We start from the raw sequence: 22,218 nt of genomic DNA, 5'->3' as shown, positions 1-22,218 counted from the left end.
CCTACCCTCATGAAATCAACAGCGTGAGGGGAGGTTCCGTGGCTGATTCCCATGCGGGCAGTCAGACATCTGCCGATGCTCTACTGCGACTGGGCAAGTACTTCCATCGCGGCGAGATCTCGGCAGACAGGCGCACCCTCCACAAGGTCGGTGGCCGCTCCGCCGACGACTTCTATCGCGACCGCTGGGCACATGACAAGGTCGTGCGATCGACCCATGGAGTGAACTGCACCGGCTCCTGCTCGTGGAAGATCTACGTCAAAGACGGCGTGATCACCTGGGAGTCACAACAAACCGACTACCCTTCAGTCGGAGCCGACAAGCCCGAATATGAGCCGCGGGGGTGCCCGCGCGGCGCATCATTCTCGTGGTACACGTATTCGCCTGCGCGCGTGCGTTATCCGTATGTGCGCGGTGTGCTGCTCGAGTACTACCGCGAAGCCAAGGAGCGCCTGAAGGATCCGGTGCTCGCCTGGGCGGACATCGTGGAAGATCCGGTGAAAGCCAAGCGATACAAGGACGCCCGGGGCAAGGGCGGCTTCGTACGCGCGGAGTGGTGGGAGGCCGCCGAGATCGCCGCCGCCGCCCACGTGTACACCGTCAAAGCCTACGGACCCGATCGGGTGGCGGGGTTCTCGCCGATTCCGGCGATGTCGATGGTCAGCCACGCCGTCGGCGCGCGGTTCATCTCGCTGATCGGCGGGTCCATGCTGTCGTTCTACGACTGGTACGCCGACCTGCCGGTCGCGTCTCCGCAGGTGTTCGGCGACCAGACCGACGTGCCCGAGTCCGCCGACTGGTTCGATGCGGGTTACCTGATCATGTGGGGTTCCAACGTCCCGGTGACCCGGACACCCGACGCGCATTACATGACCGAGGCGCGGTACCGCGGGCAGAAGGTAGTGGTGGTTTCACCGGATTACGCGGACAACACCAAATTCGCCGACGAATGGCTGCCGGCCCGCCCCGGGACCGACGCCGCCCTGGCCATGGCGATGGGTCACGTGATCCTCAAAGAGTTCTTCGTCGACCGGCAGACGTCGTACTTCACCGAGTACGTCAAGAAATACACCGACCTGCCGTTCCTGGTGACGATCACAGACCAGGGCAGGCCCGGAAAGTTTCTCACTGCAGCAGATCTCGGCGGACGGCATACGGAGGCTGAGGCCGCGGCCTCCAAGACTGTCCTACTCGACGCCGACGGCACCCCGGTGGTGCCGAACGGTTCTCTGGGCCATCGGTTCACCGCTTCGGGTGAGGGAAACTGGAACCTGGATCTGCAGGGGGTCGATCCCCTCCTCACGCTGCACGGTGGCGCCGGCGAAGTCGCCACCGTCGCACTACCCCGATTCGACAGCGACCAGCCCGGAGTTCTGGTACGCGGCGTGCCGACGCGAATCGTTGCCGGACACCGTGTGACAACAGTGTTCGATCTTCTGCTGGCTCAGTACGGAGTGGCCAGGGATGGTCTTCCGGGCAACTGGCCGTCCGGATACGACGACGCTGCCGAGCCGTACACCCCGGCCTGGCAGGAAGCCATCACCGGCGTTCCCGCCCAGGCGGCCGAGCGGATCGCCCGCGAATTCGCCGACAACGCAGAGCGTTCCAAGGGCCGGTCGATGATCCTGATGGGCGCAGGAACCAATCACTGGTTCCACTCCGATCAGATCTACCGCTCCTTCTTGACCCTGGTCATGCTGACCGGCTGCCAAGGCGTCAACGGCGGCGGCTGGGCCCACTACGTGGGTCAGGAAAAGTGCCGTCCGGTAACTGGTTGGGCAACCCTGGCTTTCGGGTTGGACTGGCAGCGTCCACCGCGGCAGATGCAGGGCACGATCTTTTGGTACCTGGCCACCGACCAGTGGCGGTACGACCCGTTCACGTCGGAGGTGATGGCATCACCGCTGGCCGAAGGTCGGTTCGCCGGCCGCACCGTGGCGGACAGCATCGCGCTGGCCACCAGGTTGGGCTGGATGCCGAGCTATCCGACGTTCAACCGCAATCCGCTGGATCTGGCCGATGAGGCCGCGCGGTTGGGCAAGGACCCGTCCCAGCACGTGGTCGACGGGTTGAAGTCGGGGCACTTGCAGTTCGCCTGCGAGGATGCCGATGCGCCGGAGAACTTTCCGCGCTGCCTGACGGTGTGGCGGTCGAACCTGCTGGGATCCTCGGCCAAGGGCAATGAGTACTTTCTCAAGCACCTGTTGGGCACCGATTCCAATGTCGAGGCTCGCGACCAGGATGGCGTGCGTCCGCAGGAGGTGCGGTGGCGCGAGGAAGCCCCGATAGGCAAACTGGATCTGTTGTTGTCCTTGGACTTCCGCAACACCAGCACAACGCTGTTCTCCGACATCGTGCTGCCCGCGGCCACCTGGTACGAGAAGCACGACCTGTCCAGTACGGACATGCACCCGTTCGTGCACGCGTTCTCGCCGGCGATCTCACCGCCATGGGAGACGAAGACCGACTTCGATGCGTTCCACCGGATCGCCCGCGGATTCTCCTGGCTTGCCGAGAAGCATCTCGGCAAGCGCAAGGACATCGTGGCCATGCCGCTGCAGCACGACAGCGCCGATGCCACAGCACAGCCGGGCGGGCGGGTGCTGGACTGGAAAGCCGGAGAGTGCGAGCCGATTCCGGGCGTAACCATGCCGCGCCTGGTCGAGGTCGAGCGGGACTATCCGGCGATCGCGGAGAAGATGGCCGCGCTGGGCCCGATGGTGGAAACCGTCGGCCTCACCACAAAAGGGGTGACCACTCACCCAGAAGCTGAGGTCGAATACCTGCGCGGCGCCAACGGCACCGTGGTCAGCGGTATGGCGGCCGGGCGGCCGTCGCTGGCGAAGGACACCCACGCCGCCGAGGCGATCCTGGCCCTGTCCGGGACCACCAATGGCCGCCTCGCCGTGGAGGGCTTCGAAGCCCTGGAACGCCGGACCGGCGTCGAACTCGCGGACTTGGCCAAGGAGAACGAGGGCAAGCGAATCACCTTCGCAGACACCCAGGCCCGCCCGGTTCCGGTCAACACGTCACCGGAATGGTCCGGGTCGGAGACCGGCGGGCGCCGCTACTCGCCGTTCACGATCAACACCGAACGGCTCAAGCCGTGGCACACGCTGACCGGACGCCAACATTTCTATCTGGACCACGACTGGATGGAAGAGCTCGGCGAGCAGCTGCCCATCTTCCGGCCTCCGCTGGACATGACGGCGCTGTTCGACGAGCCGGCCGTCGGGGACACCTCCGGCGGCATCACAGTGCGCTATCTGACCCCACACTCCAAGTGGTCGATCCACTCCGCCTACCAGGACAACCTGCACATGCTCACGCTTTCCCGTGGCGGACAGTGCATCTGGATGTCGGATGTGGACGCCGCCAAGATCGGCGTCAAAGACAACGACTGGATCGAGTGCACGAACCGCAACGGTGTGGTGAACGCACGCGCGATCGTCAGCCATCGGATGCCAGAAGGCTTGGTGTTCATGTACCACGCACAGGACAAGGCGGTGGACGTGCCCCGTACCGAGAAGACCGGCAAGCGTGGCGGCATTCACAACGCGCTCACCCGGATCATGATCAAGCCAACGCATTTGATCGGCGGCTATGCACAGCAGTCTTTCGCACTGAATTACCACGGACCGACCGGAAACCAGCGCGACGAGGTCACCACGATCCGGCGCCGCTCACAAGAGGTGGAGTACTGACCGTGAGAATCATGGCGCAGCTCGCGATGGTGATGAACCTCGACAAGTGCATCGGATGCCACACCTGCAGCGTCACCTGCAAGCAGGCGTGGACCAACCGCAGCGGCGTCGAGTACGTCTGGTTCAACAACGTCGAAACCCGCCCCGGACAAGGGTATCCGCGCCAGTACGAGGATCAGGAGAAGTGGAAGGGCGGCTGGACGCTCAACAAGCGTGGCAAGCTCACCCTCAAGACCGGGTCGCGGTTCAAGCGCCTGCTGAACATCTTTGCCAATCCAGATCTGCCCACGGTGTCCGACTACTACGACCCCTGGACCTACGACTACGACAACCTGCTGTCGTCGCCATTGATGGACACCACGCCGGTCGCCCGCCCGAAATCATTGATCACCGGGCAGGACACCAAGGTCACCTGGGGTGCCAACTGGGACGACGATCTCGGCGGCGGTCCCGAGCAGGTGGGCCGGGATCCTTTGTTGGCCAAGGTCGCCGAAATCTCGGACAAGGTCAAGCTCGAGTTCGAGCAGACGTTCATGTTCTACCTGCCGCGCATCTGCGAGCACTGCCTGAACCCGTCGTGTGCCGCGTCGTGCCCCTCCGGCGCCATCTATAAGCGCAGCGAGGACGGCATCGTCCTGGTCGACCAGGACAAGTGCCGCGGCTGGCGGCAATGTGTCACCGGGTGTCCCTACAAGAAGATCTATTTCAACCACAAGACCGGCAAGGCCGAGAAGTGCACGTTCTGCTATCCGCGGGTCGAGGTCGGCATCCCCACGGTGTGTTCGGAGACATGCGTGGGCAGGCTCCGCTACATCGGCGTGCTGCTCTACGACGCGGACAAAGTGCTCGAGGCGGCTTCGGTTCCCGACGACAAGGACCTCTATCCCGCGCAGCTCGACGCGTTCCTCAACCCGCACGACCCGCGCGTGGTCGCCGAGGCCGAACGCGCCGGCATCTCTCCCGAATGGATTGATGCCGCGCAGAATTCGCCGGTGTACCGGCTGATCGTGGACTATCAGGTAGCGCTGCCCCTGCATCCGGAGTATCGGACGATGCCGATGGTCTGGTACGTCCCGCCGCTGTCTCCGGTGGTCGACATCCTTAAGGAGACGGGTCACGACGGCGAAAGCAAGAACAACCTGTTCGGCGCCATCGACACCCTGCGTATTCCGGTCGAGTATCTCGCCGAGTTGTTCACCGCCGGAGACGTCGGACCGGTCCGCGCGGCACTGCAACGGCTGGCGGCGATGCGCGCCTATATGCGTGCGGCCAATCTCGGCGAGGAGTTCGACGAAACGATCCCAGATTCCGTGCGGTTGCGTGGCGATGAGATCGAGTCGATGTACCGGCTGCTCGCGATCGCCAAATATCAGGACCGGTACGTCATTCCGACCGGTGCCGGTTCGGATGCGCATCGCCTCGACGCACTGGCCACAGGTTGCAGCCTGGACGGCGACGGTGGGCCGGGCATGACGGCGCTGGACACGATGTCGGACAAATTTCATCTGGTCAACACCAATGACGCTGTTCCGCAGGGTGATTCATCACGAGTCAACCTGCTCAACTGGGACGGCCGGAACACCGACGGGTTGATACCGACCAAATGAAGTTACTCACTCTCGGTCGCAGGACAGGCACAGGCACCAACTTGTCCGAGCGTCAACAGCGTCTGGTCTGGCGCATCACCGCCCTGCTGCTTGACTATCCGGATGCCGTAACAGCGGAGGTGGCCGACCAACTCAGCACCGCGGCAGGTGAATTGCCGGCGACGGTATGTACTGCGGTGACTGATTTCCTGACGTGCTTCCTTGATACGGATCCGACGCAACGGGCCGCATGTTACGTCGAGACATTCGACATGCGGCGTCGCAGCAGTCTGCACTTGACCTATTACGCCTACGGCGACACGCGCAAGCGCGGAATGGCGCTGCTGCGCTTCAAGCACGCTTACCGCCAAGCGGGGATAACGGACGACGACCTGGGTAACTCGGAGTTGCCCGACTATCTGCCCATGGTGCTCGAGTTCGCGGCGACCGTCGATCAGGTCCAAGGTGAGCGATTGCTGGCTGAACATGTCCCGGTGCTGGAACTACTGCGGCTTTCTCTGCAGGACAACAATTCTCCGTATGCAGACCTGATGGCCGCGGTCCTGTCGACGCTGCCACCGATCACCACGGCAGACCGCCGCCGCATCACAGAGTTGGCGGCAGAGGGGCCACCCGACGAAGATGTCGGGCTCGACCCGTTCGGGATGGATCCGATGACGATGGATCCGTCGGGAGCAGGGGGTAGACGATGAACACCATTCTGTGGATGACCCTGCCGTACATCGCGTTCACCTCGTTCGCTCTAGGACACATCTGGCGATACAAGGCCGACCAGTTCGGTTGGACCACAAGGTCTTCCCAGATATACGAAAGCAGGCTGCTGCGGCTTGGCAGCCCACTTTTCCATTTCGGCATTCTCGGCGTTCTAGCCGGGCACGTGGTGGGCCTGCTGATCCCGCAGTCGTGGACGGCAGCAATCGGGATATCCGAGCACGTCTACCATCTGATGTCGGTGACCATGGGGTCACTGGCCGGCCTGGCTGTCATCGCCGGCGCGGGCATCCTGCTCTACCGCCGCATCGCCATCCCGGAAGTGCGGGTGGCGACAACCCGCAACGACAAGCTGATGTACCTGTTGCTCGTTGGCGCGCTGTTGACCGGGATGCTGAACACGATGACGAACGTGTTCTCGACCTACAACTACCGCGAGACGGTTTCACCGTGGTTCCGCAGCTTGTTCACCTTGAATCCGGCGCCGGAACTGATGGCTGTCACACCGTGGACGTTCCAGGCGCACGTCTTGATTGTGCTTGCGCTCCTGGGCTTCTGGCCCTACACGCGGTTGGTTCACATGTTCAGCGCGCCGATCGGCTATCTGGTGCGCCCGTATGTCGTCTACCGCAGTCGCGATCCGTTGCGCGCGGGCGGCCACCGCTACGCCAAGGCGTGGGTGACGCCGCAGGCGCCGCCCCCGCGCAACCGTTGGGTGTAGGCAGCTCAGAGCCGCTCGATGATCGTCACATTCGCGGTGCCGCCACCCTCGCACATGGTCTGCAGGCCGTAGCGGCCGCCGGTGCGCTCCAGGGTGTTGAGCATGGTGGCGAACAGCTTTGCACCGGTCGCCCCGAGCGGATGACCGAGCGCGATCGCGCCACCACTGGGGTTGACCTTCGCGGGATCTGCCTTGAGGTCCTTCATCCAGGCCAGCACCACCGGCGCGAATGCCTCGTTGATCTCGACGGTGTCGATGTCGTCGATCGTCAGGCCGGTCTTCTCCAGTGCGTACTGCGTGGCCGGGATCGGGCCGGTCAGCATCATCACCGGGTCGGCACCGCGGGCACTGATGTGGTGGATCCGGGCGCGCGGCTTCAGGTTGTACCTGTTGAGCGCTTCCTCTGAGGCCAGCAGCACCGCCGACGCGCCGTCCGAAATCTGGCTTGCCAGTGCGGCGGTCAGCCGACCACCCTCAACCAGCGGCTTCAGGCTGGCCAGCTTCTCCAGCGTCGACTCGCGCGGCCCCTCGTCAACCCCGAAGTCGCCGACCGGAACGATCTCGTTGTCGAAATGCCCGGCGCGGATAGCGGCGAACGCACGCTGATGGCTGTTGTAGGCGAACTGCTCCATCTCCTCGCGGGAGATGTCCCAACGCTCGGCGATCAGCTCCGACCCCCGGAACTGGGAGATCTCCTGGTCACCGTAGCGGTGCCGCCAGTTCTCCGATTCCGCTGTGGGAGTGCTGAATCCAAGTTCCTTGCCGAGGATCATCGCAGACGAGATCGGCACCCAGCTCATGTTCTGCATGCCACCGGCCAGGATGACGTCGGCTGTGCCCGACATGATCGCCTGCGCACCAAAGGAAATCGCCTGCTGGCTGGAGCCGCACTGGCGGTCGACCGTGACGCCGGGAACCTCTTCCGGGTATCCCGCCGCCAGCCAGGCATTACGGCCGATGTTGCCCGCCTGGCCACCGATCGCGTCGACGCATCCGACGATGACGTCGTCGACTGCACCGGGATCCACGTCCACGCGGTCGAAGATGCTGCGGAAAACGTGCACGCCGAGATCGATCGGGTGCACCTGGGCCAACGACCCGTTCTTCTTGCCGACGGGGGTGCGGACGGCATCGACGATGTATGCCTCAGGCATGTGTTGTCTCCTTTGACAGGGTGATTCCGCCGAGAACGATGGCGAGGTATTGCCGGCCGACCTGCTCGGCCGTGAGGGGCCCGCCCGGCTGATACCAGCGGACCGAAACCCAAGTGGTGTCGCGAATGAAGCGGTACACCAGGTCGACGTCGAGATCGGGCCGGAACGAGCCGTCGGCCACGCCCTGATGCAGGATGTCCACCCACATCTTGCGCTGCTCTTTGTTGCGCGTCTCGACGAAGTCGAACTGCGGTTGCCCGGACAGTCGCTTGGCCTCGTCCTGGTAGATCACCACCTGCGCATGCCGATGCTCGATGGCCTCGAACGACGTCATGAACAGACCGGTGAGGCGCCCCAACGGACTGGCCTCAAGCTCGAGGATCTGCTCGTAACGCCCGAACAACCAGTCCAGGAAGTCCTTCAGCACTTCCTCGACCATCTGCTCTTTGGACTTGAAGTGGTGGTACAGACTGCCTGACAGGATGCCTGCGGAATCGGCGATATCGCGGACTGTCGTCGCCTTCAGGCCGCGTTCGGCGAACATCGTCGCGGCGAGCTCCAGGAGCTCGTCCCGTCTGCTTGCCGGCTGGCTGGGCGTATCCGGCACCATTGACACAGCATAGCAACCAAGCGCTTGCTAGGTCACGTTTGGGCGTTCGCCGCCCCACTCGCCGGTCAGGCCCGCTGGCTGGACACCGAGATCACTTCACCGGTCAGGTAGCTCGAGTAGTCGCTGGCCAGGAACGCGATCGTGGCCGCGATCTCCCACGGCTCGGCGGCGCGGCCGAACGCCTCATCGGACGACAGCTGGTCCAGCAACTCCGACGACGACGTCTTCTCAAGGAACTTGTGCCGCGCGATGCTCGGGGACACCGCGTTGATGCGGACGCCGTACTCGACGGCCTCGATTGCGCTGCACCGGGTCAGCGCCATCACGCCGGCCTTGGCTGCGGCGTAGTGGGACTGCGAATGCTGTGCCCGCCACCCCAGCACGCTCGCGTTGTTGACGATGACGCCGCCGTGCGGGGCGTCGCGGAAGTACCGCAGGGCGGCGCGCGTAGCACGCATGACCGAGGTCAACGTGACGTTGAGGACGCGGTCCCATTCGTCGTCGGTCATGTCGACGACGGGCGTCTGCCCGCCGAGCCCGGCATTGTTGACCAGCACATCCAGTCGCCCGGCCTTCTCCACCGCCGATGTGATGAGCGCGTCGACCGCCTCGGTTGAGGTCACGTCGCACACCACCGCGTGGACATTGCCCAGGCCGAGCGCGGCCAGTTCGTCGTGGGTCTCCCCCAGCCGGCGCTCGTGGTAGTCGGAGACGACGACATCGGCGCCCTCGGCCAACGCGCGCCGTGCGGTGGACGAGCCGATGCCGGTACCTGCGGCAGCGGTCACCAGGACCACCTTGCCGGTCAGAAGTCCGTGGCCGTCAATCTCTTTCGGAGGAACAGACAGACTCAACCCTTCAACTCCCTGGGTAGGCCGAGCACCCGCTCGGCAATGATGTTGCGCTGGATTTCGTTGGACCCGCCGTAGATGGTGTCAGAACGGGAGAACAGGTAGAGCCGCTGCCATTCGTCGAATTCACCGTCGTCAAGAGTCAGCCCGGCCATACCGACGACCTCCATTGCGATCTCGCCGAGTTCACGATGCCAATTGGCCCACAGCAGTTTTGACACGTTATCTTGACCCGGCTGCTCGACATCCATCGTGGCCAACGCGTAGGACCGCATCGCTTTCAAACCGGTCCAGGACTGGGTGAGCCGTTCACGGATGAGCGGGTCGTCGGCAGCGCCGGTGCGCTTGGCCAGCTCGACAAGGTTGGAATGCTCACGGGCGTAGCGGATCTGCTGACCGAGGGTGGACACCCCGCGCTCGAAGGTGAGGGTGCCCATGGCCACGCGCCAGCCATCGCCGGGCTGCCCAACCACCAGAGACGCATCGGTGCGGGCGTCGTCGAAGAACACCTCGTTGAACTCGGAGTCTCCGGTGAGCTGAATGATCGGCCGGATCTCGACGCCCGGTTGATCCAGCGGCACAAGCAGATACGACAGCCCGGCGTGCCGCTTGGAGCCCTTCTCGGTACGCGCCACCACGAAGCACCACTGCGCCCAGTGCGCCAGCGACGTCCACACCTTCTGGCCGTTGATCACCCATTCGCCACCGATTAGTTCGCCAGCGGTCGACACGTTCGCCAAGTCACTGCCCGCACCCGGCTCGGAATAGCCCTGACTCCACAGCTCTGTGACGTCGAGGATCTTGGGCAGGAACCGCTGCTGCTGTTCGGGCGTGCCGTACTCGATGAGCGTCGGGCCGAGCAGTTCCTCACCGAAGTGGTTCACCTTGTCCGGCGCGTCAGCGCGGGCGTACTCCTCGTAGAACGCGACCCGGTGCGCGACTGACAAACCCCGCCCGCCGTGCTCGACCGGCCAACCCAGGCACGTCAGTCCTGCGGCGGCGAGATGCTGATTCCACGCGCGGCGTTCCTCGAACGCTTCATGCTCACGACCCGGTCCACCCAGGCCCTTGAGCGCGGCGAATTCACCGACAAGATTGTCTGCGAGCCACTGCCGGACCTCGGCCCGGAACTCCTGGACCTCTATCACCCCTGTAGGCTAACCTACCAAGCACTTGCTTTGTTAGAGGAGCATTGATGACGAGCGACCGTCGCACCGTTCCAGCGGTGCTGGACCGGATTGCCGTGCAGTTTTCCAACCACGACGCCCTGGTCACAGCCGATAAGCGGCTGACCTACGCCGAGCTGCGCGATGAGGTTCGGCAAGCCGCCGCGGCCATGATCGACCTTGGCGTGCAGGTCGGCGACCGGGTCGCGATCTGGTCGCCGAACACTTGGCACTGGGTGGTGGCCTGCCTTGCCGTGCACTATGCCGGCGGCATCGTCGTCCCGCTCAACACCCGCTACACCGCCAGCGAGGCCACCGACATCCTTGCCCGCACCGGGGCGCCGCTGCTGATTGCGTCGGGCAAGTTCCTCGGCGCCGACAAGACCGCCGACCTCGACCGCGCTGCCCTGCCCGCGCTGCGCCACATCGTGCGGGTGCCGATCGATACACAAGACGGGACGTGGGACGAGTTTGTCGCGCGGGGTCGCGCCGTTGCCGCAATGGATCAGGTCGACGCGCGCGCCGCCGCGGTGCAGCCCGACGACGTCTCCGACATCCTGTTCACCTCCGGTACCACCGGCCGCAGCAAGGGAGTGCGTTGCGCGCACCGGCAGTCGCTGGATGGTTCTGCCGCCTGGGCGGCGTGCGGACAGGTCACCAGCGCTGACCGCTACCTGTGCATCAACCCGTTCTTCCACAACTTCGGCTACAAGGCCGGCATCCTGGCCTGCTTACAGACCGGTGCAACGCTCATCCCACAGCTGACCTTCGATCCCGAAGGGGCGATGAAAGCCGTTGCAGAACATCGCATCACGGTGTTGCCCGGTCCACCGACCATCTACCAAACGCTGCTCGACCATCCGAAGCGCGCGGACTACGACTTGAGCTCGCTGCGATTCGCCGTCACCGGCGCTGCGGTGGTTCCCGTGGTGCTGATCGAGCGGATGCAGTCCGAGCTGGACATCGACATCGTGCTGACCGCGTATGGGCTGACCGAGGCCGCCGGCTTCGGCACGATGTGCCGGGCGGAGGACGACGCTGTCACGGTCGCCACCACCTGTGGGCGCCCCATTGCCGATTTCGACCTGCGGCTGGACGATTCGGGCGAGGTGCTGCTCCGCGGGCCCAACGTCATGCTCGGCTACCTCGATGACCCGGACGCCACCGCCGCGGCGATCGACGCCGACGGGTGGCTGCACACGGGCGATATCGGGACGTTGGACGGGGCCGGGAACCTCACCATCACCGACCGGCTCAAGGACATGTACATCTGCGGCGGTTTCAACGTGTACCCGGCGGAGATCGAACAGGTGCTGGCCCGGCTGGACGGGGTCGCCGAGGCCGCGGTGATCGGGGTTCCCGACGAGCGGTTGGGCGAGGTCGGCAAGGCATTCGTAGTGGCCAAGGCCGGGGCACAGCTGGATGAGGCGACGGTGATCGCTTACACACGCGAGCATTTGGCGAACTTCAAGGTGCCGCGGTCGGTGGAGTTCCTTGACGTGTTGCCACGCAATCCGGGTGGCAAGGTGGTCAAGCCCACCTTGCGGGAAAGGGTGTAATGGACCTGAGCTTCGACGACGAGACCGACGCCTTCCGGGCCGAGGTCCGCGAGTTCCTGTCAGCCAACCGGGAGTCGTTCCCGACGAAGTCGTACGACACATTGGAAGGCTTCGAGCAGCACCGGCGTTGGGACAAAGTGCTTTTCGACGCCGGATTGTCGGTGATCGCGTGGCCCGAGAAGTACGGTGGCCGCGACGCAACGCTGCTGCAGTGGGTGGTGTTCGAGGAGGAGTACTTCCGGGCCGGCGCACCGGGGCGCGCGAGCGCCAACGGCACCTCGATGCTGGCGCCGACGCTGTTCGCGCACGGCACCGAAGAGCAGCTGGACCGTGTGCTGCCCAAAATGGCGAGCGGCGAGGAGATCTGGGCACAGGCCTGGTCCGAGCCCGAATCTGGTAGTGACCTCGCCTCGCTGCGGTCGACGGCCACGCGCACGGATGGCGGGTGGCTGCTCAACGGGCAGAAGATCTGGAGCTCGCGAGCCCCCTTCGGAGAGCGCGGTTTCGGCTTGTTCCGCTCCGACCCGGAAGCGCAGCGCCACAAGGGCCTCACCTACTTCATGTTCGATCTGAAAGCCAAGGGCATCACGGTGCGCCCGATCGCCCAACTCGGCGGCGACACCGGGTTCGGCGAGATCTTCCTCGACGACGTATTCGTTCTCGACAACGATGTGATCGGCGGCGTGCACGATGGCTGGCGTGCGGCGATGAGCACGTCGAGCAACGAACGCGGCATGTCGCTGCGCAGCCCGGCCCGGTTCCTGGCCCCGGCGGAGCGGCTTGTCGAGATGTGGAAGGAGAACCCGGATCCGGTGTTCACCGACCGGGTTGCCGACGCCTGGATCAAGGCGCAGGCCTACCGCCTGCACACCTTCGGAACAGTCACCCGGTTGGCCAACGGTGGCGAACTGGGCGCTGAATCCTCGGTGACCAAGGTGTTCTGGTCTGACCTCGATGTCGCCCTGCATCAGACCGCTTTGGATTTGCAAGGCCCGGACGCCGAGCACGTCGATCACTGGACGGAAGGCCTGCTGTTCGCTCTTGGCGGCCCGATCTACGCCGGCACCAATGAGATTCAGCGCAACATCATCGCCGAGCGCCTACTTGGGCTGCCCCGGGAGGCAAAGTGAACTTCGAGATAGACGAACAGCAGCGCGATTTCGCGGCCAGCATCGATGCGGCGCTGGGTGCCGCCGACGTTCCGGCCGCGGTGCGGGCCTGGTCAGCGGGCGACACCGCGCCGGGCCGCAAGGTGTGGTCACAGCTGGCAGATCTCGGCGTCACCGCGCTGCTGGTGGCCGAGAAGTTCGACGGTATCGAAGCCCATCCGGTAGATCTTGTGGTGGCACTGGAGCGGTTGGGTTACTGGGCGGTTCCCGGCCCGGTGACCGAATCCCTTGCCGTGGCACCGATTCTGCTCGCCGACGACGAAAGGTCTGGGGTGCTGGCCTCCGGTGAGCTGATCGCCACCGTCGCCCTGCCCCCGCAGGTGCCGCGCGCCGTCGATGCCGATACGGCCGGGCTCATTCTGGTCGCCGAGCACGGACACGTGAGCGACGCCACCGCCGGTGAACAGCACGCATCCGTCGACCCCGCACGAAAGTTGTTCGACGTCACCGCGTCCGGCGCGGGACAACCGGCGGACACCGCGCGAGCATACGAGTTCGGTGTCCTCGCCACCGCGGCACAGCTGGTCGGCGCGGGTCAAGCCATGCTCGACCAATCCGTCGCATACGCCAAGCAGCGCACCCAGTTCGGCCGGATCATCGGCTCGTATCAGGCCATCAAACACAAGCTGGCCGACGTGCACATCGCCGTCGAGCTGGCTCGCCCGTTGGTGTATGGCGCGGCCCTGTCCTTGGCGGAAGGCTCGCCTGATACCGCCCGCGATATCAGTGCCGCCAAGGTGGCGGCCGCCGACGCTGCACTGCTGGCCGCGCGGTCGGGACTGCAAACCCACGGAGCCATCGGCTTCACGCAGGAACACGATCTTTCCCTGCTGCTACTCCGGGTGCAGGCGTTGCGCAGTGCCTGGGGCGATCCGACCACACATCGTCGTCGACTGCTGGAGGCCCTCTGATGAGCGAAGAACGGCAACTGCTGCGCGAAACCGTCGCCGCACTGGTTGACAAGCACGCCTCCCCCGAGGCGGTGCGGACCGCGATGGAATCCGAACGCGGCTACGACGAGAAGCTGTGGGCCCTGCTCTGTGAACAGGTCGGCGCCGCCGCCCTGGTGGTGCCAGAGGAACTCGGCGGCGCCGGGGGCGAACTCACCGATGCCGCAGTGGTTCTCGAAGAGCTCGGCAAGGCCCTGGTTCCCACCCCACTACTGGGTACCACACTCGCGGAGCTCGCACTGCTGGACGTCGGCGATCACGGTCCGCTCGAAGGTCTTGCCGAAGGCACGTCAATCGGAACCATGGTGTTCAACCCCGATTACGTCATCAACGGTGACGTGGCCGATGTCGTCATCGCCGCCGATGGGGAGAACCTGACCCGCTGGACCACGTTCACCGCCACCCCCAAATCCACCATGGATCTGACCCGCCGGCTGTCGGCGGTGATCCCCGGAGACACCACCGTCCTAGGCACCGATCCGGGCCTCGCGGACACCGCCGCACTTCTGATGGCCGCCGAGCAGATCGGCGCGGCGTCACGTGCATTGGACCTGACCGTGGCCTACACCAAGGACCGGGTGCAGTTCGGCCGACCGATCGGTAGCTTCCAGGCGCTGAAGCACCGGATGGCCGATCTGTTCGTCAAGGTGTCCTCGGCCCGCGCCGTCGTCTACGACGCGATCGCCGACCCGTCACCTTCCTCCGCGTCCCTGGCCCGCTACTTCGCGAGTGAGGCACTGTCCGCGGTAGCCGCGGAGGCCGTGCAGATGCACGGCGGTATCGCGATCACCTGGGAGCACGACATCCAGCTGTATTTCAAGCGGGCACACGGCAGCGCTCAGCTGCTCGGACCGCCTCGCGAGCATCTACGCCGGCTCGAAGCCGAGGTCTTCTAGGCTGATTCAGATGGACGTCTCGCTTCGCGCCGGTATCCCGCCGTTTTACGTCATGGACGTGTGGCTGGCTGCGGCAGAGCGGCAACGTACCCATGGTGACCTGGTCAACCTGTCCGCGGGCCAGCCCAGCGCAGGCGCCCCGGCGCCCGTTCGCGAGGCCGCCGTCGCGGCATTGAACCGAAACCAGCTCGGCTACACCGTCGCTCTCGGCATCCCCGAACTGCGCGCGGCGATCGCCGGCTCCTACCGCGTCCGATATGGCCTCGACGTCGACGTGGACGACGTTGTGCTGACCACTGGATCCTCGGGCGGATTCCTGTTGACCTTCCTGGCCTGCTTCGACGCCGGGGATCGAGTGGCGATCGCAAGCCCGGGCTATCCCTGCTACCGCAATATCCTGACCGCACTGGGCTGCGAGGTCGTGGAGATCCCGTGCGGACCCCAGACGCGGTTCCAGCCGACGGTCGCGATGCTCGACGAGCTGGACCCGCCAGTGCAGGGGGTAATCGTCGCGAGCCCGGCCAATCCCACCGGCACGGTGATTCCGCCAGAGGAACTCTCGGCCATCGCGTCCTGGTGCGACGCCTCGGGGGTCAGGCTGATCAGCGACGAGGTGTATCACGGCCTGGTGTACGAGGGCGCGCCCGCCACCAGCTCTGCTTGGGAAACCTCGCGGAATGCGGTGGTGGTCAACAGTTTCTCGAAGTATTTCGCGATGACCGGCTGGCGGCTCGGCTGGTTGCTGGTACCCGAAGAGCTGCGGCGTGCGGTGGACTGCCTGACCGGGAACTTCACCATCTGCCCGCCCGCACTGGCCCAGCATGCCGCGGTGGCCGCGTTCACCCCGGAGTCGCTGGCCGAGGCCGAGGGCCTGCTCGCCCACTATGCCGACAACCGGCGGCTGCTGCTCGACGGCCTGCGCCGCATCGGAATCGATCGGCTCGCGCCGACCGACGGAGCGTTCTACGTGTACGCCGACGTCAGCGAGTTCACCCAGGATTCCCTGTCCTTCTGCTCAAAGCTGTTGGCAGACACCGGTGTTGCCATTGCCCCCGGAATAGATTTTGACACCGTGCGGGGCGGTTCGTTCGTCCGGCTGTCGTTCGCCGGGCCGACGAGCGATATCGAGGAGGCGCTGCGCCGGATCGGTCCCTGGCTGCACTAAGGCAACAGGCGGCGGTACCGGATGTCCTCCACCGGGACGTCGGCGACGAGATCCGTCCTACGCGTTCCGTCCGGGCACCAACCGTCGCGTTCGTAGAATCTGCGGGCGCGGTCGTTCTGTTCCAGCACCCAGAGTAAGCCCTCGGTGAAACCGTTGTGGTACAGCAGCTCTCGCGCGGCCGCGATCAGCTCGCGGCCGATCCCGCGCCCCCACCCGTTCGGATCCGTATACAGCGCCCAGACCTCGCCGAGGCCGGACAGACCGGAATCCCGGCACCGACCGATCGTGACGAGGCCACGGATCGCGCCATGGTCGGTTGCCACCAGGGTGTATGGGCCGTCAAGCGGCATCGCATCGAAGGTGTAGCGGCTTGCCCTGTCCGCGGCAGTGAGGCCGTCGAGGTAGTCCTGCGGCAATATCCCGCGGTAGCCGACCTGCCACGCCCGCACATGTACATCGGCAACAGCAAGCGCGTCGGCGCCAACGGCTGGGCGGATCTGCGTCATGCCGACAACTATCTCAAGTTGTCGGCGGGTGCATGTAGCATCGGAAGCGTGTTCGAAAGTTTGTTCGATATCGACCCGGAGGCCTCCGAGGAGGAGCTGCGGGTGCAGGTCGAGACCTTCGAACGCATGAAGTCGGCCGCCGCTGCGGCGCAGGCCCGGGCAACGGCGTTGTGGGCGACCAAGCGCCGAGACGCCGAGGCTGCTGTCGGCGTGCCGGCCCGCAAGCGGGGCAAGGGGCTGGCCAATGAAGTGGGGCTGGCGCGCCACGAAGCTCCCAAACGCGGCGGAACCTTTCTGGGGTTGGCCACCGCCCTGGTGCACGAGATGCCGCACACGCTGGCCGCGTTGGAATGCGGGGCATTGTCGGAATGGCGGGCAGTCTTGATCGTCCGTGAATCTGCCTGCCTGAGCATCGAGCATCGGCGCCAGTTGGATGCCGACCTCTGCGCCGACATGACCCGCCTGGAGGGGTGGGGCAACAAGCGGGTGAAGGCCGAGGCCAAGAAAATCGCGGTCGCCCTGGATGTCCAAGCAGTCGTTGAACGCCAGGCGAAGGCCGAGCAAGACCGCTGTGTGTGGATCAGGCCGGCCCCCGACACCATGACATATGTGACGGTGCTGCTGCCGGTGCGTCAGGGCGTCGCGGTGTATGCCGCGTTGAAGCATGCCTCCGACACCACTTTCGACGACCGCTCCCGGGGCCAGGTCATGGCGGACACGCTCGTGGAGCGAGTGACGGGTCAGCCCGCGGAACAGCTCACGCCGATAGCGCTCAACTTGGTGATGGCCGATACGACATTGGCCGGGGACGACGACGCACCCGCGTGGCTCGGCGACTTCGGCCCGGTACCGGCAGGTTTCGCGCGCACCCTGGTGCGCGATGCCGCAGCCGACCAGTCGGTGAGGGCGACGCTGCGGCGCCTGTATCGGCATCCGCGGAGTGGACAGCTGGTCGCGATGGAGTCGCGGTCGCGGATCTTCCCCAAGGGCTTGGCGACATTGCTCGACCTGCGGGACCAGACATGCCGGACGCCCTACTGCGACGCGCCCATTCGTCACCACGACCACGCCGTCCCGAAACACCAGGGCGGCCCGACGAGCGCGCTCAACGGACTCGGCGAGTGCGAAGCGTGCAATTACGCCAAAGAAGCACCGGGCTGGTCGGTTACCACGAGTGAGATCGACGGCAGGCACACCGCCGAATTCGCGACGCCGACGCGCGCGGTCTACCGGTCCACTGCGCCGCCGCTCCCCGGGCCGCCGCTCAGAACAGTGAGCGTGGTCGAGGGCCGGTTGAGCATCGACCTGGTCATGTTCGACGCTGCGTGACGTACCAGTCCAGCAGGTCCGGATTGTCGACGGCGCTGCGCTCCACGACTTTGGCAGCATCGGCGCCCTGGAACAGTTTCTTGATCGGCACCTCGAGCTTCTTGCCGGTGCGGGTATGCGGTATGCCTGGAGCAACGATGATCTCGTCGGGCACATGCCGTGGTGACACCTCGGTGCGGATGGTCTGCTTGATCCGTTCGCGCAGTTCGTCGGTCAGCTCGACCCCGTCGGCCAGCACGACGAACAACGGCATCCAATAGCCGCCGTCGGGCTGTTCGGCACCGATCACCAAGGCTTCGACGATCTCGGGCAACCGCTCCACCGACTGGTAGATGTCGGCACTGCCCATCCGGATGCCGTGCCGGTTCAGCGTGGAGTCGGAGCGGCCGTGCACGACGATGCTGCCGTGGTCGGTGATGGTGATCCAGTCGCCGTGCCGCCACACGCCGGGGAACATCTCGAAATATGCGTCGCGGTACCGGGATCCGTCGGCGTCGTTCCAGAAGGCGATCGGCATGGAGGGCAGCGGCTTGGTGATGACGAGTTCGCCGACCTCGCCGCGTACGGGTTGTCCGGCCTCGTTCCACGCCTCGAGTGCCGCACCCAGGTATGGCGCGGACAGCTCGCCTGGCCACACCGGGACCGTCGGTACCCCGCCGATGAACGCCGAAACCACGTCGGTGCCGCCGCTGATCGAGGCGACCTGAACGCGTTCGCCGACGTTGTCCCGCAGCCACAGCGCTGATGACGGCGGTAGCGAGGACCCGGTGATACCAACCATTTTCAGCTTCGAGAGGTCATGCTCCTTGCGCGGTACCGCACCTGCTTTGGCGCACGCCAGGACATAGCCGGGGCTGGTACCCAGCACCGTGGCGCCGACCGTGGCCGCGATGTGCCACAGGGCGTCGGGCTGGGGAAATGTGGGGCTGCCGTCGTAGCAGACGATGGTCGCCCCCACCAGCAGCCCGGCCACCTGGAAGTTCCACATCATCCAGCTCGGGCTGGTGTACCAGAAGAAGGTGTCGTCGCGGCCGATATCAGATTGCAGGGCAACCGCTTTGAGATGCTCGACGAGCACCCCGCCGTGGCCGTGCATGATGCCCTTGGGCAGCCCCGTGGTACCCGACGAGTACAGAATCCACAATGGGTGATCGAAATCAACTGCGGCGGTTTCCAGCTCAACCTCGCCCGGTGCGCTTGCGACGGCCCAGTCGACCCAGTCGGACTGTCCGGCACCCAGGCGGGACACCAGCACCGAGGCCTTCAGGCTGGGAAGCCCCTCGCGCAGCGCGGCGATATCGTCGGACTTGTCGTGTGACTTGCCGCCGAACCGGTAGCCGTCGGCCGTCACCAGTACCGTCGGCTCCAACTGGCCGAGCCGGTCCAGTGCGGCCTTGGCGGTGTAGTCCTGGCCGCACGCGCTCCAGATGGCCCCGATGCCTGCGGTGGCCAGGAACGCGATGATCGCCTCGGGAATGTTCGGCAGATAGCCGGCCACCCGGTCCCCCGGCCCAACTCCGAGCGAACGCAGTGTTGTCGCGAAAGCCGCTGTGCGACCGAGGAGTTCAGCCCAGGACAGTTCGGTGACGGCACCACCCTCTGCCACGTAAAGGATGGCCGGACGGTCGGTGCGGGCGTTTCGCTTCACCTGGTCGACGTAATTCAGCCGGGCCCCCGGAAACCACTTCGCGCCGGGCATCGACTCGTCGGTGAGCACCTCGGCGGGCCGGTCGCCGAGCTCGAAGTAGTCCCACAGAGCGGCCCAGAACGCGGCCGGATCGTCGACCGACCATCGCCACAGCGCCCGGTAATCGGGTGCGCTGACGCCCGTCCGGGATTCGACGAACCGGGCGAAGTCGGTCACCCGCGCCGCCGCCACGTCCTGCTCCGTCGGGACCCATTGCGCAGCAGTGCTCATCGCGCGCTCCACCCACCATCCATCGTGTACGACGCTCCCGTCACCATCCGGGCAGCCGGGGATGCCAGCCAACCTACCAGTGCGGCAACCTCTTCGGGCTCGACCAGCTGCTTGATGGCACTCTCTTTCAGCAGGATCTGTGCCACCACCTCGTCCTCGGGTATGCCGTGGATTCGGGCCTGGTCGGAGACCTGTTTGGTCACCAGCGGCGTCCGAACATACCCGGGGTTGACGCAGTTGCTGGTCACCTGGTGCGGACCGCCCTCCAGCGCAGTGACCTTCGACAGCCCTTCGAGGGCGTGCTTGGCGGTGACGTAGCCGACCTTGAACTCCGAGGCGCGCAGGCCGTGCACCGAGGAGACGTTGACGATCCGGCCGAATCGTTGCCGGTACATGTGTGGCAACGCAGCCCGGACAAGGAGGAACGGCACCTCCACCATCAGCGCCAGCAACATCCGGAACTTGTCGGGCGGAAAGTCCTCGATCGGGTTGATGCTCTGCACGCCGGCATTGTTGACCAGGATGTCGCAGTCGAGCTCCAATGTTTCCAGCGCGGAGACGTCGAGAAGGTCCACCGCCCAGGACTTTCCACCGATGTCGGCGGCCAGCGCGTCGGCCCCGGCGGCGTCGACGTCAGCCACGGTTACCGCGGCTCCGCGCCCGGCCAGTTCCCGCGCGCAGGCGGCGCCGATCCCGCTGGCGGCCCCGGTGACCAACGCCCTGCGGCCCTGCAGATCCGTCACAGGACGCCCTTTTCCGCGAGGGCATCGCGGTCGGCCTGGTCCACCGTCTCCAGATCCATGCCCGTCGTCTCGCGCATGTACAGCGCTGCGACGAGCGTGATCGCCGCGGCACCCGCGAGGTACAGCGCGATGGGAACCGAAGAATCGAACTTGTTCAACAGCCAGACCGCGATGATGGGCGCCAACGATCCGGCCACGATCGAGGTGACCTGATAGCCCAGCGAGACACCGGAATAGCGCATCCGCGTCGGGAACATCTCGGCCATGATCGCCGGCTGCGGCGCATACATGAGGGCGTGAATGATCAGTCCGATGGTGATTGCGGCCATGATGACCAGGTAGTTGGCGCTGTTCATCATCGGGAAGGCGAAGAAGCCCCAGGTGCCCGCGGCGATCGCGCCGGTTATGTATACCGGGCGGCGCCCGAGGCGATCGGAAAGCCGGCCCACCATCGGGATGGCCAGGAAATGCACGGCGTGCGCGGCCAGCAACCACCAGAGGATGTCGCTGGTGTCGGCGCCGACCTGCACCTTGAGGTAGGTGATAGAGAAGGTGACCACCAGGTAGTACATGATGTTCTCGGCGAACCGCAGCCCCATCGCGGTGAAAACCCCACGGGGATAACGCCTGATCACCTCGAATACGCCGTACGACACGGCCTTGACCCGCTCGACCTCCTGCTGCGCGGCGAGGAAGATCGGCGCGTCCGAGACCTTGGTGCGGATGTAGTAGCCGATCAACACGACGACCGCGGACAGCCAGAACGCGACGCGCCAACCCCAGGACAGGAACGCGGAATCCGGCAGCGTCGTCGTCAGTACAAGCAGCACTACGGTGGCGAGCATGTTGCCCACGGGGACGGCCGCCTGCGGCCAGCTGGCCCAGAAGCCGCGGCTGCGGTTGGGGCTGTGCTCGGCAACCAGCAACACCGCGCCGCCCCACTCACCCCCGACTGCGAAGCCCTGGATGAACCGCAACACCACCAGCAGGGTCGGTGCCCAATATCCGATCTGGCCGAATGTCGGTAAGCAGCCCATCAGGAAGGTCGCTGCGCCGACCAAGAGCAGGCTGAACTGCAGGAGCTTCTTGCGGCCGTACTTGTCGCCGAAATGGCCGAACACGATTCCGCCGAGCGGCCGGGCGACGAACCCGACCGCGTACGTCACGAACGCCGCAAGGATCGCGTCGAGCTCGCTGGTGCTCTCTGCGAAGAACACCTTGCTGAAGACCAGCGTGGCGGCCGTTCCGTAGAGGAAGAACTCGTACCACTCCACGACGGTGCCTGCCATCGACGCGGCGACGACACGTTTCAGGCCGGTCGGAATCTGTCCGGCTGAATCCGGTTCGGCCTGCGGCATGCTCATGGACGCTCCTCGTATGACGCGGGACATGTGCTGGTTCAAGTGTGACGGTCCTGACAATCCCACGTGAGTATTCATGCAGGTGTTGCGCCCTGCAA

Annotated in this window: 18 protein-coding genes; 10 read left to right on the top strand and 8 right to left on the bottom strand. The window is 65.3% G+C overall.

Annotated elements, in window-relative coordinates; all coding sequences use genetic code 11:
- Positions 1-38: 38 nt before the first annotated feature.
- Genes ABQF30_RS18405 through narI form a run of 4 tightly spaced genes read left to right on the top strand, consistent with a single transcriptional unit; the run spans position 39 to position 6,743 of the window.
- Positions 39-3,704 carry a nitrate reductase subunit alpha gene (locus ABQF30_RS18405; protein WP_448466339.1) on the top strand — a complete coding sequence of 1,222 codons (3,666 nt, stop codon included), beginning with the start codon at positions 39-41 and terminating at the stop codon, positions 3,702-3,704.
- 11 nt (positions 3,705-3,715) lie between these two features.
- Entirely contained in the window at positions 3,716-5,311 is a 1,596-nt protein-coding gene (narH, locus tag ABQF30_RS18400; protein ID WP_448466338.1) for a nitrate reductase subunit beta, read from the top strand.
- Positions 5,308-6,003 (top strand): nitrate reductase molybdenum cofactor assembly chaperone, encoded by a 696-nt coding sequence (gene narJ, locus ABQF30_RS18395; RefSeq protein ID WP_448466336.1) that lies wholly within the window; start codon positions 5,308-5,310, stop codon positions 6,001-6,003. Before narH ends, narJ begins: the two co-directional genes overlap by 4 nt.
- Positions 6,000-6,743: a respiratory nitrate reductase subunit gamma gene (gene narI, locus ABQF30_RS18390; protein WP_448466334.1), complete on the top strand. Its 744-nt coding sequence runs from the start codon at positions 6,000-6,002 to the stop codon at positions 6,741-6,743. Before narJ ends, narI begins: the two co-directional genes overlap by 4 nt.
- A gap of 5 nt (positions 6,744-6,748) precedes the next feature.
- Here the strand turns inward: narI and fadA6 are convergent, their stop codons facing one another.
- The 4 genes from fadA6 to ipdE1 form a co-directional block, all read right to left on the bottom strand.
- Positions 6,749-7,897, bottom strand: a complete 1,149-nt coding sequence (gene fadA6 / locus ABQF30_RS18385; protein ID WP_448466332.1) for a steroid 3-ketoacyl-CoA thiolase FadA6 — start codon at positions 7,895-7,897, stop codon at positions 6,749-6,751.
- The gene (kstR2, locus tag ABQF30_RS18380; protein WP_448466330.1) at positions 7,890-8,507 is read right to left on the bottom strand and encodes a TetR family transcriptional regulator KstR2; all 618 of its coding nucleotides are present in this window, start codon (positions 8,505-8,507) and stop codon (positions 7,890-7,892) included. The genes fadA6 and kstR2 overlap by 8 nt, the downstream gene beginning before the upstream one ends.
- 65 nt (positions 8,508-8,572) lie before the next feature.
- Positions 8,573-9,361 (bottom strand): (5R,7aS)-5-hydroxy-7a-methyl-1-oxo-2,3,5,6,7,7a-hexahydro-1H-indene-carboxyl-CoA reductase, encoded by a 789-nt coding sequence (ipdF, locus tag ABQF30_RS18375; RefSeq protein WP_448466328.1) that lies wholly within the window; start codon positions 9,359-9,361, stop codon positions 8,573-8,575.
- The gene (ipdE1, locus tag ABQF30_RS18370; protein ID WP_448466326.1) at positions 9,358-10,506 is read right to left on the bottom strand and encodes an acyl-CoA dehydrogenase IpdE1; all 1,149 of its coding nucleotides are present in this window, start codon (positions 10,504-10,506) and stop codon (positions 9,358-9,360) included. Before ipdE1 ends, ipdF begins: the two co-directional genes overlap by 4 nt.
- A gap of 47 nt (positions 10,507-10,553) precedes the next feature.
- Here ipdE1 and fadD3 point away from each other — a divergent pair, with 47 nt between their 5' ends.
- Genes fadD3 through ABQF30_RS18345 form a run of 5 tightly spaced genes read left to right on the top strand, consistent with a single transcriptional unit; the run spans position 10,554 to position 16,263 of the window.
- Complete coding sequence (gene fadD3 / locus ABQF30_RS18365) at positions 10,554-12,083, top strand: 3-((3aS,4S,7aS)-7a-methyl-1,5-dioxo-octahydro-1H-inden-4-yl)propanoate--CoA ligase FadD3 (protein ID WP_448466324.1); 1,530 nt, start codon at positions 10,554-10,556, stop codon at positions 12,081-12,083.
- A complete protein-coding gene (locus tag ABQF30_RS18360) occupies positions 12,083-13,213 on the top strand; it encodes an acyl-CoA dehydrogenase family protein (RefSeq protein ID WP_448466322.1) in 1,131 nt (376 codons plus the stop codon). Before fadD3 ends, ABQF30_RS18360 begins: the two co-directional genes overlap by 1 nt.
- Positions 13,210-14,163, top strand: coding sequence for an acyl-CoA dehydrogenase family protein (locus ABQF30_RS18355; protein WP_448466320.1), 954 nt, complete (start codon positions 13,210-13,212; stop codon positions 14,161-14,163). The genes ABQF30_RS18360 and ABQF30_RS18355 overlap by 4 nt, the downstream gene beginning before the upstream one ends.
- Positions 14,163-15,098, top strand: a complete 936-nt coding sequence (ipdE2, locus tag ABQF30_RS18350) for an acyl-CoA dehydrogenase IpdE2 (protein WP_448466318.1) — start codon at positions 14,163-14,165, stop codon at positions 15,096-15,098. Before ABQF30_RS18355 ends, ipdE2 begins: the two co-directional genes overlap by 1 nt.
- A gap of 10 nt (positions 15,099-15,108) precedes the next feature.
- On the top strand, positions 15,109-16,263 hold the full coding sequence (locus tag ABQF30_RS18345) for a pyridoxal phosphate-dependent aminotransferase (protein ID WP_448466316.1): 1,155 nt from the start codon (positions 15,109-15,111) through the stop codon (positions 16,261-16,263).
- Here the strand turns inward: ABQF30_RS18345 and ABQF30_RS18340 are convergent.
- On the bottom strand, positions 16,260-16,769 hold the full coding sequence (locus ABQF30_RS18340) for a GNAT family N-acetyltransferase (RefSeq protein WP_448466314.1): 510 nt from the start codon (positions 16,767-16,769) through the stop codon (positions 16,260-16,262). The genes ABQF30_RS18345 and ABQF30_RS18340 overlap by 4 nt on opposite strands.
- A 48-nt stretch (positions 16,770-16,817) precedes the next feature.
- On the opposite strand from ABQF30_RS18340, the gene ABQF30_RS18335 reads away from it, so the two are divergent.
- Positions 16,818-18,098, top strand: coding sequence for a 13E12 repeat family protein (locus ABQF30_RS18335; RefSeq protein ID WP_448466312.1), 1,281 nt, complete (start codon positions 16,818-16,820; stop codon positions 18,096-18,098).
- Here the strand turns inward: ABQF30_RS18335 and ABQF30_RS18330 are convergent.
- From ABQF30_RS18330 to ABQF30_RS18320, 3 genes are read right to left on the bottom strand one after another with little or no spacing between them, the layout of a single operon-like run.
- The gene (locus ABQF30_RS18330) at positions 18,079-20,016 is read right to left on the bottom strand and encodes an acetoacetate--CoA ligase (protein WP_448466310.1); all 1,938 of its coding nucleotides are present in this window, start codon (positions 20,014-20,016) and stop codon (positions 18,079-18,081) included. The genes ABQF30_RS18335 and ABQF30_RS18330 overlap by 20 nt on opposite strands.
- Positions 20,013-20,759, bottom strand: coding sequence for a 3-hydroxybutyrate dehydrogenase (locus ABQF30_RS18325; RefSeq protein WP_448466308.1), 747 nt, complete (start codon positions 20,757-20,759; stop codon positions 20,013-20,015). The genes ABQF30_RS18330 and ABQF30_RS18325 overlap by 4 nt, the downstream gene beginning before the upstream one ends.
- Positions 20,756-22,123 (bottom strand): MFS transporter, encoded by a 1,368-nt coding sequence (locus ABQF30_RS18320; protein WP_448466306.1) that lies wholly within the window; start codon positions 22,121-22,123, stop codon positions 20,756-20,758. The genes ABQF30_RS18325 and ABQF30_RS18320 overlap by 4 nt, the downstream gene beginning before the upstream one ends.
- Between the last annotated feature and the right edge of the window lie 95 nt (positions 22,124-22,218).

The organism is Mycolicibacterium sp. XJ870 (assembly GCF_053483975.1).
The sequence above is the reverse complement of the archived record's forward strand: the minus strand, read 5'-3'. Positions and strand labels throughout refer to the sequence as shown.

Bases quoted from the DNA above. Each gene is read 5' to 3' on its own strand.
- narH (WP_448466338.1), top strand. From the start codon at position 3,716: ATGGCGCAGCTCGCGATGGTGATGAACCTCGACAAGTGCATCGGATGC.
- narJ (WP_448466336.1), top strand. From the start codon at position 5,308: ATGAAGTTACTCACTCTCGGTCGCAGGACAGGCACAGGCACCAACTTG.
- narI (WP_448466334.1), top strand. From the start codon at position 6,000: ATGAACACCATTCTGTGGATGACCCTGCCGTACATCGCGTTCACCTCG.
- fadA6 (WP_448466332.1), bottom strand. From the start codon at position 7,897: ATGCCTGAGGCATACATCGTCGATGCCGTCCGCACCCCCGTCGGCAAG.
- kstR2 (WP_448466330.1), bottom strand. From the start codon at position 8,507: ATGGTGCCGGATACGCCCAGCCAGCCGGCAAGCAGACGGGACGAGCTC.
- fadD3 (WP_448466324.1), top strand. From the start codon at position 10,554: ATGACGAGCGACCGTCGCACCGTTCCAGCGGTGCTGGACCGGATTGCC.
- ABQF30_RS18360 (WP_448466322.1), top strand. From the start codon at position 12,083: ATGGACCTGAGCTTCGACGACGAGACCGACGCCTTCCGGGCCGAGGTC.
- ipdE2 (WP_448466318.1), top strand. From the start codon at position 14,163: ATGAGCGAAGAACGGCAACTGCTGCGCGAAACCGTCGCCGCACTGGTT.
- ABQF30_RS18345 (WP_448466316.1), top strand. From the start codon at position 15,109: ATGGACGTCTCGCTTCGCGCCGGTATCCCGCCGTTTTACGTCATGGAC.
- ABQF30_RS18340 (WP_448466314.1), bottom strand. From the start codon at position 16,769: ATGACGCAGATCCGCCCAGCCGTTGGCGCCGACGCGCTTGCTGTTGCC.
- ABQF30_RS18330 (WP_448466310.1), bottom strand. From the start codon at position 20,016: ATGAGCACTGCTGCGCAATGGGTCCCGACGGAGCAGGACGTGGCGGCG.
- ABQF30_RS18320 (WP_448466306.1), bottom strand. From the start codon at position 22,123: ATGAGCATGCCGCAGGCCGAACCGGATTCAGCCGGACAGATTCCGACC.